This window comes from Pseudophaeobacter sp. (genome assembly GCF_039971195.1).
In the GTDB taxonomy this organism is placed as follows: Bacteria; Pseudomonadota; Alphaproteobacteria; order Rhodobacterales; family Rhodobacteraceae; genus Pseudophaeobacter.
In genome coordinates this window covers 19197-27300 of sequence record NZ_JBDWPJ010000086.1, presented here as the reverse complement: position 1 = coordinate 27300, position 8104 = coordinate 19197, and the positions used below count along the sequence as shown (strand labels likewise).

General features: G+C 59.3%; 8 protein-coding genes and 1 tRNA gene. 5 read left to right on the top strand and 4 right to left on the bottom strand.

The genetic code is table 11. The annotated features are described in order from the left end of the window. The first annotated feature begins 62 nt into the window (after positions 1 to 62). Positions 63 to 138: transfer RNA gene (locus ABJP42_RS07530), tRNA-Lys, on the top strand. A gap of 73 nt (positions 139 to 211) precedes the next feature. On the opposite strand, the gene ABJP42_RS07525 is transcribed toward ABJP42_RS07530, so the two are convergent. Continuing rightward, positions 212 to 850: a MarC family protein gene (locus ABJP42_RS07525; protein ID WP_348339713.1), complete on the bottom strand. Its 639-nt coding sequence runs from the start codon at positions 848 to 850 to the stop codon at positions 212 to 214. 246 nt (positions 851 to 1096) lie between these two features. Here ABJP42_RS07525 and ABJP42_RS07520 point away from each other — a divergent pair, with 246 nt between their 5' ends. After that, positions 1097 to 1564, top strand: a complete 468-nt coding sequence (locus ABJP42_RS07520; RefSeq protein WP_348339712.1) for a DUF3124 domain-containing protein — start codon at positions 1097 to 1099, stop codon at positions 1562 to 1564. 141 nt (positions 1565 to 1705) lie between these two features. On the opposite strand, the gene ABJP42_RS07515 is transcribed toward ABJP42_RS07520, so the two are convergent. The 3 genes from ABJP42_RS07515 to ABJP42_RS07505 all read right to left on the bottom strand — a co-directional run bounded on the left by ABJP42_RS07515 (position 1706) and on the right by ABJP42_RS07505 (position 3807). Beyond that, positions 1706 to 2419, bottom strand: coding sequence for a substrate-binding periplasmic protein (locus ABJP42_RS07515; RefSeq protein ID WP_348339711.1), 714 nt, complete (start codon positions 2417 to 2419; stop codon positions 1706 to 1708). A 169-nt stretch (positions 2420 to 2588) separates the two neighbouring features. Next, a complete protein-coding gene (locus tag ABJP42_RS07510; RefSeq protein WP_348339710.1) occupies positions 2589 to 3197 on the bottom strand; it encodes a 3'-5' exonuclease in 609 nt (202 codons plus the stop codon). Continuing rightward, positions 3190 to 3807: a TetR/AcrR family transcriptional regulator gene (locus ABJP42_RS07505; RefSeq protein WP_348339709.1), complete on the bottom strand. Its 618-nt coding sequence runs from the start codon at positions 3805 to 3807 to the stop codon at positions 3190 to 3192. Before ABJP42_RS07505 ends, ABJP42_RS07510 begins: the two co-directional genes overlap by 8 nt. 73 nt (positions 3808 to 3880) lie before the next feature. On the opposite strand from ABJP42_RS07505, the gene ABJP42_RS07500 reads away from it, so the two are divergent. The 3 genes from ABJP42_RS07500 to ABJP42_RS07490 all read left to right on the top strand — a co-directional run bounded on the left by ABJP42_RS07500 (position 3881) and on the right by ABJP42_RS07490 (position 8097). Further along, positions 3881 to 4759 carry a haloalkane dehalogenase gene (locus tag ABJP42_RS07500; RefSeq protein WP_348339708.1) on the top strand — a complete coding sequence of 293 codons (879 nt, stop codon included), beginning with the start codon at positions 3881 to 3883 and terminating at the stop codon, positions 4757 to 4759. A 114-nt stretch (positions 4760 to 4873) separates the two neighbouring features. Further along, positions 4874 to 7063, top strand: coding sequence for a thiamine pyrophosphate-dependent enzyme (locus ABJP42_RS07495; protein ID WP_348339707.1), 2190 nt, complete (start codon positions 4874 to 4876; stop codon positions 7061 to 7063). Beyond that, positions 7060 to 8097: an ACP S-malonyltransferase gene (locus ABJP42_RS07490; protein ID WP_348339706.1), complete on the top strand. Its 1038-nt coding sequence runs from the start codon at positions 7060 to 7062 to the stop codon at positions 8095 to 8097. Before ABJP42_RS07495 ends, ABJP42_RS07490 begins: the two co-directional genes overlap by 4 nt. Positions 8098 to 8104 lie beyond the last annotated feature (7 nt).

Genomic DNA, 8104 nt, shown 5'->3' with positions numbered 1-8104 from the left:
GACGATAGCAAATTAAGCGCTTGATCCTCTTGGATAAATCACTTAGACCGCGACTATAAAGTGGGCCGTTAGCTCAGCTGGTAGAGCAACTGACTTTTAATCAGTAGGTCGATGGTTCGAACCCATCACGGCTCACCACTTTATCAAAACCTTAGGCGGAAACGCCTGAGGTTTTCTCCATTTTGGGCTCAGTGAAACCTTCGCTTTGGCTTCAAAGGCTTCCGGCTTTAGAGATTTCGATCAAGGCAGAGAGAACAGAATCAACCGCAACGGAGGCCAGAATCATTCCCATGATCCGGCTGACGATTGCTGCGCCTGAATTGCCAATCAGATGAATGATGGGCCCGGCCAGAAACATACAAAGGCAGGCAATGCTCATTACGACGACCATGGTCAATCCGGTGATCAGCTGATCGCTGATGGCAAACTGGGTGTTGTCGGTCAAAAGCACGATCGCCAACATGGCTCCCGGTGAGGCAAGCGATGGAACTGCCAAGGGAAACACAGCTGGAGAGGGGCGTTCGGTTTCGATCAAATTTGCATCCAGATCGGCGACCCGTTTGTCGGATTCCGGCTTTGATTCTCCAAAAATCATGGTGAGGGCGAACAAAAACAGGATGATGCCGCCAGCCACCTGAAAAGACAGCAAGCTGATGCCCAAGGCATCAATCAGGATCTGCCCAAAGACCAGAAAGAAGAGCAGCACAGCAATGCTGACAGCGGTGGCAGCCAGCGCGGTAGAGCGCCGGGCCTGGGCGGTCATGCCAGCGGTGGTTGCAATAAATACAGGCACCGTTCCAATGGGATCGATGACCACCCAAAGCGTGACGAATCCTTCGAGAATGTTCATGCGCAGATATCAACATATCGATAGAGCAAGGTCACCCGACAAAACCAACTGTCAGAGAGGCCTTCGGCAGGTTCATGCCTTCAAAGCGGGTCTTTGAAACTTCTTTTCCCTGCGGTTTTGAATTGTGATGCGTGATCGGTTTTGTTTTTCTATTATGCTAGGAGAGCTGCGTGAATCTGCAGGGAGCAATCAATGCATATGGTGAAACGAGGGGCGCAGATTTTGACCGCCCTTTTGATAAGTTGCATGGGTTCGTTTTCGGCCATGGCAGAGACCGCCGTATCGGAAGATAGCCTAGGTGAGACGATCTATATCCCTGCCTATTCACATATTTTCACCCAACCGGATGCACGTCAGCCTCTGGCCTCCACTGTTGCCATTCACAATGTTGATCCAACCCGGTCCATTACCCTGCAATCGGTTGACTACCACGGGCAGGGAGGCGTGAAGATCAAGGGGTTTCTCGAAGAGCCGATGGTGCTTGCGCCCTATGAAACGGCCAGCTTTCTGACCAGCACCAGCACCAGCACCAGCACCAGCATCAGCGACAACGAAGGCGGAATTGGCGCCAATTACATCGTGGTTTGGGAGGCGCAGGAACCCAGCAAAAGTCCTGTGTCGCAGGCCGTCATGATCGGCGGCACGGGGACGCAGGGCATTTCCTTTGTCACCGAAGGCCGGGTGATTGACAGAACACTAGTTCCGACAGAGTAAGGCCTTTGTAGGCCATCTTATACTACTCGCTGAGCAATTCTGTTTCCTCGCAGGTCTCATCCTTTCCTGAAGATGGAGCCCTGAAAATAGTAAGGGCCCAGAAATTCTGGACCCTTGGTTTTTGACACTAGGCTGCGTGGCTTAGAAGGCTGCGTCGAACTGGTCGCGCAGGCTGCGGCCGGCTTCGGAGTTTTCAAAACAGATATGCAGACCGTGTTCGGCCAGGGGGACTGCGTTGAACTCCAGCTGGCTGGCAAGCTCTGGCATGCTGGACAACAGATGCGCCATGACCTCGCGGTCGATGACGGCAGCATCAATGCGGCCCGCGCTGACCTTCTTGAGGTTGGCATCATCCGAGGCCACTTCTTGGGTCTTGATTTCGCCACTGGCAACCATGGCATCAAACCGGGTTTCATTCAGGTAGCCTGCGACAACCCCAATGGAATATTCTGCCAGATCAGCGTGGTCTGCCCAGGTGATCGGCGCGTCTGTGCGCTGCACAAATCCAACCGGGCTGGTGCCAAAGGATTTGGAATAGATGCAGCGTTCGCCGCCTTTGTCGGCATCATCTGCTTCGGAATAATACTCGGGATAAACGCCAAGCCAGGCAGGGTCTTTGGCCGCAAGATTGACGGCGCGGTTCCAGGGAAAGACCCGCACGCTTGCGGTGATGCCGGCACTTTGCAGGATTTCGACAACTCGGTCGGTGCTGGTGCCAGAGCCGTCAGCATTCACATACGGCGGCCATTCCAGAGTGGTGAGCTGTACCGGTTCTGCCAGGGCCGGGGAGGCCAGAAGGGAAGTGCCGCACAGGATGGTTGCCGCCAGAGAACGGGCTTTTTTACCAAGGGTCATTGTCTATCTCCGCAATTGTTACCCGGGTGGGAAAGTCTTCTGCGGCAAATCTATTCGGTGAGAACGATAGGGAGGTTAACTCAGGGCGAGATGTTGACAAAACGAACTTCAAATTCGAGATAAGATTGACGGACAGCTTGTTGTGATCTGCGCTGGTTTAATGGCTGGGCTATGGGTTAGCCAGGGGTAGGCGCAGCTGGGCATTGCGCGTAGTGCCGCTGATCCAGTCAAAGCTCTGCCCTAGCCGGGTTTCGGCCATAAGCACTACCTGAGCTGCCGCGCGGGCATCTTCGCCGGCGTCGTGATGGCGAAAACTCAGGCCCAGCTCCTGTTTCAGATTGGCCAACCCGTGACCGCCATTGCCTTTGAATTCGGGCCAGGCCTTCCGGGCGATCTTGACGCTGTCGCTCCAGCTCAGATCGGCATTGGGCAGGCGATAGGCGCGGCAGGCCGCAGTGATGGCCTTACTGTCAAAACTGCTGTGCTGCACCAGATGATGCAGCTCCAGCAGGGGTTTGAACGCCGCCCAGGCCTCAGGGAAGCTGGGCGCGGTGGCAACGGTTGCGGCGTCGATGCCGTGGAGTTCGGTGTTGAAGGGGGCAAAGCTTTGTTCCGGGTTCACAAAGGTCGCAAAGGTTTCGATATGGTTGTCGGCGCGCACACAGGCGATGCCGATCTGGCAGATGCTGGCGCTGTCGCGGCTGGCAGTTTCCACATCCAGCGCAATAAAGCGAAACGGCCCTCTGGGCAGGTCTTGCCGGGTCCTGTGTTCAGCCATCCGCAGGCACCTCGCAGCCCAGACGGTTGGCCAGCAGCAAAAGTAGCGTTTCGCAATACTGGCGCAGCGCCGGGGTGTCCGTGCTGCCGCGCGACTGCGCCCAGAGCCCCTGAAGGGAGATCAGGGTGAAACGGGAAAGCGCGTCAATCTCTGCCTCGGGCAGGCATTGATGGCGTTGATTCTCCGACGCTAGCGCCCGGTGTATTCCCCGCTGCAACCGGGTGGTATGGGCCCGAAGCCGCTGCAGGGTGTCCGCTTCGGCGGGCGTGACCTGCGCCAGTGTGTTGAGCACAAGACAGCCGTCTCCCGAACCGGGATGGGCGGCGCTGCGGGTCAGCAGATTTTCCAGGTACAGCCGGATTTCAGCCAGCCCGGCGCCTTCGCGTTCGACCGGAGCAAAGGCCGGTGTCACAACCTTTTCCTGATAGCGGTCCAGGCAGGCATGAAACAGCGCGTCCTTGCTGGGGAAATCACTATACAGGCTGCTGCGGTTCACCCCGGTTTCACGCACCAGATCGCCCATGGAAACCACGTGAAACCCCTTTTTCCAAAAGGTCTTGAGCGCGCTGTCTACGAGCGCAGTACGGGAAGTGGATTTGGCGCGGGGCATTTTGGTCCTTGTTTTGGAATGATCGTTCCACTAGCATCCCAACAAGCCAATCTCAAGGTCGGAGGGACGAGATATGACTAGCGGTTTTCGGGACAAAAAGAAATTCACCACGGTACATGGCAAGCAGATGGCCTATATTGAGGAAGGCGAGGGGGACCCGATTGTCTTTTTGCATGGCAATCCTACCTCTTCGTACCTGTGGCGCAATGTCATGCCGCATCTGGCCGGGCAGGGCCGGCTGATCGCGCCGGATCTGATTGGCATGGGCGATTCCGAGAAGCTCGAAAACTCCGGTCCTGACCGCTACACCTACGTGGAACACCGCAAATATCTCTTTGCCCTGTTGGAACAGTTGGGCATCACAGAGAACGTGACCTTAGTCATTCACGATTGGGGCTCTGGCCTGGGCTTTCACTGGGCCCATATGCACCCCGATTCGGTCAAAGGCATCGCCTTTATGGAGGGTATGGTAGCCCCGGTGCCAGGCTGGGACAGCTTCCCCGAAGCGCCGCGGGCCATGTTTCAGGCGCTGCGCTCTGAGGCGGGTGAGGAGATGGTTTTGCAAAAGAACCTCTTTGTGGAGGCCATTTTGCCAGGGTCAATCCTGCGCGACCTGAGCGAAGAGGAAATGGCCGAATACCGTCGCCCCTTTGCCGCTGCGGGCGAGGATCGCCGCCCAACCCTGACCTGGCCGCGCCAGATCCCCATCGGCGGAGAGCCCGCAGATGTTGCCGAAGTGGTTGCGGCCTATTCTGCCTGGCTGCGCGAAACCCCGGTGCCAAAGCTCTTTGTCAATGCAGAACCAGGAGCGCTCATTGCGGGCCCGGTGCGGGACTATGTGCGCAGTTTTCCCAATCTGGAGGAGGTTACAGTAAAAGGCACCCATTTCATTCAGGAGGATTCCCCGGATGAGATTGGTCAGTCCATCAAGGCCTGGCACGCCAAGTTGTAATAGACACCACCCACCCAACTCATGCGAAAACCTCATGGGTTGGGCGGGAAATCTCATTGGAATTCATGATTGAACTGTCCGATAACAGGGGCAGAACAGTCAAAGGGATTGCCAATGGACCGCGCTCAGATCGTGCATCAAAATTTTCTGGATCGGGTCGCCAGTGGTGCCCTGCCGCAGGGGGCTGCGCCACAGGGTGATTTGACCCCGGATCAGGCGGTGGCGATCTACCGCGCCCAGGTGCTGAGCCGCGCCCTGGATATCACCAGTCGGGCGATGCAAAAGGCGGGTCAGGGCTTTTATACCATCGGCTCTTCGGGGCATGAGGGCATGGCGGCAGTGGCCCGCGCCCTGCGCCCGGATGACATGGCCTTTCTGCATTACCGCGATGCCGCTTTTCAGATCTCTCGCGCCGATCAGGTGCCGGGTCAACGCATCGCCTGGGATATGCTCCTGTCCTTCGCCTGCTCCCGCGAGGATCCTACGTCGGGCGGGCGGCACAAGGTGCTGGGCTCCAAGGCGCTGATGATCCCGCCGCAGACCTCGACCATTGCCAGCCACCTGCCCAAGGCGGTGGGGGCTGCCTATTCCATCGGCGCTGCCAAACGCCACGCGCCCGAGCACCAGATCATGTTGGACGACAGTATTGTGATGTGCTCCTTTGGCGATGCCTCCGCCAATCATTCCACCGCGCAGGGGGCGATCAACACGGCGGGCTGGACCTCGGTACAATCAACGCCGTTGCCGCTCTTACTTGTCTGCGAGGACAACGGCATTGGCATCTCGACCAAGACACCGCAGGGTTGGATCGAACAGTCAATGCGCGCCCGCCCCGGCATCAAATACTTCAAGGCCGACGGGCTGGATATCTACGCGGCCCATGCGGTTGCGCAAGAGGCCGCCGACTATGTCCGCCGTCGCAAGAAACCGGCCTTTCTGCATCTGCGCACCGTGCGGCTCTATGGTCACGCAGGCGCCGATGTTCCGACCACCTATCTGCCCAAGTCAGAGGTCGAGGCAGATGAGGCCAATGATCCGCTGCTGCATTCGGTACGCCTGCTGGAAGCCTCTGGCGCATTGCCCCGGGAAGGGGCACTGAAAATCTATATTGAGACCTGCGCCCGGGTGGAACGGATCCGCGCCGAGGTGGTGACACGGCCGCATTTGAAAACTGGCGCTGACGTGGCCGCCAGTCTTATCCCGCCAGCCCGCGCCTGCACCGCCACAAATGGCCCCAGCGACGAGGCCCGCACCGAGGTCTTTGGTAGCGATATGCGCGCAATGGCAGATCCGCAGCCGATGAGCCGCCTGATCAACTGGGCGCTGACCGATCTGATGCTGCAGCATGGCGAGATTGTCATGATGGGCGAGGATGTCGGCCGCAAGGGCGGTGTTTATGGCGTCACGCAGAAACTGCACCAGCGTTTTGGCCCCGACCGGATGATCGACACGCTGCTGGACGAACAGTCTATTCTCGGTCTCGCCATTGGGATGGGCCACAACGGCTTTGTGCCGATGCCGGAGATCCAGTTCCTTGCCTATCTGCACAATGCTGAGGATCAGCTGCGCGGCGAGGCGGCGACCCTGCCGTTTTTCTCCAATGGTCAGTTCAGCAATCCGATGGTGCTGCGCATTGCCGGGCTGGGTTATCAAAAGGGATTTGGCGGCCATTTTCACAATGACAACTCGCTGGCGGTGCTGCGCGATATTCCTGGGCTGATCATCGCCTGCCCCTCGGACGGGGCAGAGGCGGCGATGATGATGCGCGAAGCAGTGCGATTGGCCCGCGAGGAACAGCGGGTGGTGGTCTTTGTCGAGCCTATCGCGCTTTATCCGATGCGCGATCTGCATGAGGCCAAGGACGGCGGCTGGATGCGGCATTACCCGGCGCCGGACCAGCGCATCGCCCTGGGCGAGGTTGGCCAACACGGGGAGGGCACGGATCTCGCCATCGTCACCTATGGCAACGGGCGCTATCTGTCGGCGCAGGCACAGGCCGAACTTGACGCGCGTGGTATCAAGAGCCGCATCATTGACCTGCGCTGGTTGGCGCCGCTGCCCGCCGAGGCGCTGATTGCTGCCACGAAAGGCTGCAAACATGTGCTCATCGTGGATGAATGCCGCACTACCGGCAGCCAGTCAGAGGCGCTGATGGCGCTCTTCACCGAGGCCAGTGATATTCCCACGGCGCGGATTGCGGCGGGCGATTGCTTTATCGCCACCGGCCCGGCCTATGCCGCCACTCTGCCCTCCAAGGAGAGCATCCTGGCCGCGGCCCTGGATCTGCTAGGAGAGCGCGCATGACCCGCACCGCCGTTCTGATCTGCCCCGGACGGGGCACCTATAACAAGCCTGAGCTCGGTTATCTGCACCGTCACCACGCCGATAAGGCCGCTCTCCTTGCGGGGTTTGATGCGGCGCGGGCTGCACAGGGGCAGGAGGAGGTCACGGCGCTGGATGGGGCAACACGCTTTTCCGTCGCAAAATACTCGCGCGGCGATGTGGCCTCGCCGCTGATCTATGCCAGTGCCCTGGCTGATGCGCAGTCTTTGGCCGAGGATATCGAGGTGGTCGCTGTCACTGGGAACTCTATGGGCTGGTATATCGCCCTGGCGGCGGCGGGAGCTGTATCTGCACAAAATGGATTTGAGCTGGTCAACACCATGGGCAGCTTGATGCAGGAGCATCTGATTGGCGGCCAGCTGGTCTATCGCTTTACCGGCGAGGACTGGCGGGCTGATCCGATGCGCAAGGCCGAGCTGCTGCTACTTGTGGCGCAGATCAATGCCCGCGCGGACCATGTGCTGTCTTTGTCGATTGATCTGGGCGGCATGCTGGTGCTGGCCGGGGATGAGGCGGGCCTGAGCGGTTTTGAGGCTTCGGTGCCGCAGATCGACGGGCGCTTTCCGATGCGTCTGGCCAATCACGCCGGATTCCACACCGCCCTGCAGGCGCCGGTGGCTGCCGAGGGCCGCAACCGGCTGGATGGTGCCATGCTGCGCCAGCCAGAGGTGCCGCTGGTGGATGGGCGCGGCGCGATCTGGCAGCGCGGATCCAGCGATCTGGCGGCGCTTTGGGATTACACGCTGGGCCATCAGGTGGTGGAGCCCTATGATTTCACCCGCGCGGTGCAGGTGGCGGCGCAGGAATTTGCGCCGGATCTGTTCATTGTCACGGGCCCCGGCACCACCCTGGGCGGTGCTGTGGCGCAGTCTCTGGTGCATCAGGACTGGCGCGGGATGGGCGACAAGGCTGCCTTCAAGGCACTCCAGGCGCAGGATCCGCTGCTGATCCCGATGGGAGATGCGGCACGGCGGCAGCTGGTTCTGGCCTCTTAAGCCACCT

What these genes read in the sequence shown, in the direction of transcription:
- ABJP42_RS07525 (WP_348339713.1), bottom strand. Translation starts at nt 850, where the DNA reads ATGAACATTCTCGAAGGATTCGTCACGCTTTGGGTGGTCATCGATCCC.
- ABJP42_RS07520 (WP_348339712.1), top strand. Translation starts at nt 1,097, where the DNA reads ATGGGTTCGTTTTCGGCCATGGCAGAGACCGCCGTATCGGAAGATAGC.
- ABJP42_RS07515 (WP_348339711.1), bottom strand. Translation starts at nt 2,419, where the DNA reads ATGACCCTTGGTAAAAAAGCCCGTTCTCTGGCGGCAACCATCCTGTGC.
- ABJP42_RS07510 (WP_348339710.1), bottom strand. Translation starts at nt 3,197, where the DNA reads ATGGCTGAACACAGGACCCGGCAAGACCTGCCCAGAGGGCCGTTTCGC.
- ABJP42_RS07505 (WP_348339709.1), bottom strand. Translation starts at nt 3,807, where the DNA reads ATGCCCCGCGCCAAATCCACTTCCCGTACTGCGCTCGTAGACAGCGCG.
- ABJP42_RS07500 (WP_348339708.1), top strand. Translation starts at nt 3,881, where the DNA reads ATGACTAGCGGTTTTCGGGACAAAAAGAAATTCACCACGGTACATGGC.
- ABJP42_RS07495 (WP_348339707.1), top strand. Translation starts at nt 4,874, where the DNA reads ATGGACCGCGCTCAGATCGTGCATCAAAATTTTCTGGATCGGGTCGCC.
- ABJP42_RS07490 (WP_348339706.1), top strand. Translation starts at nt 7,060, where the DNA reads ATGACCCGCACCGCCGTTCTGATCTGCCCCGGACGGGGCACCTATAAC.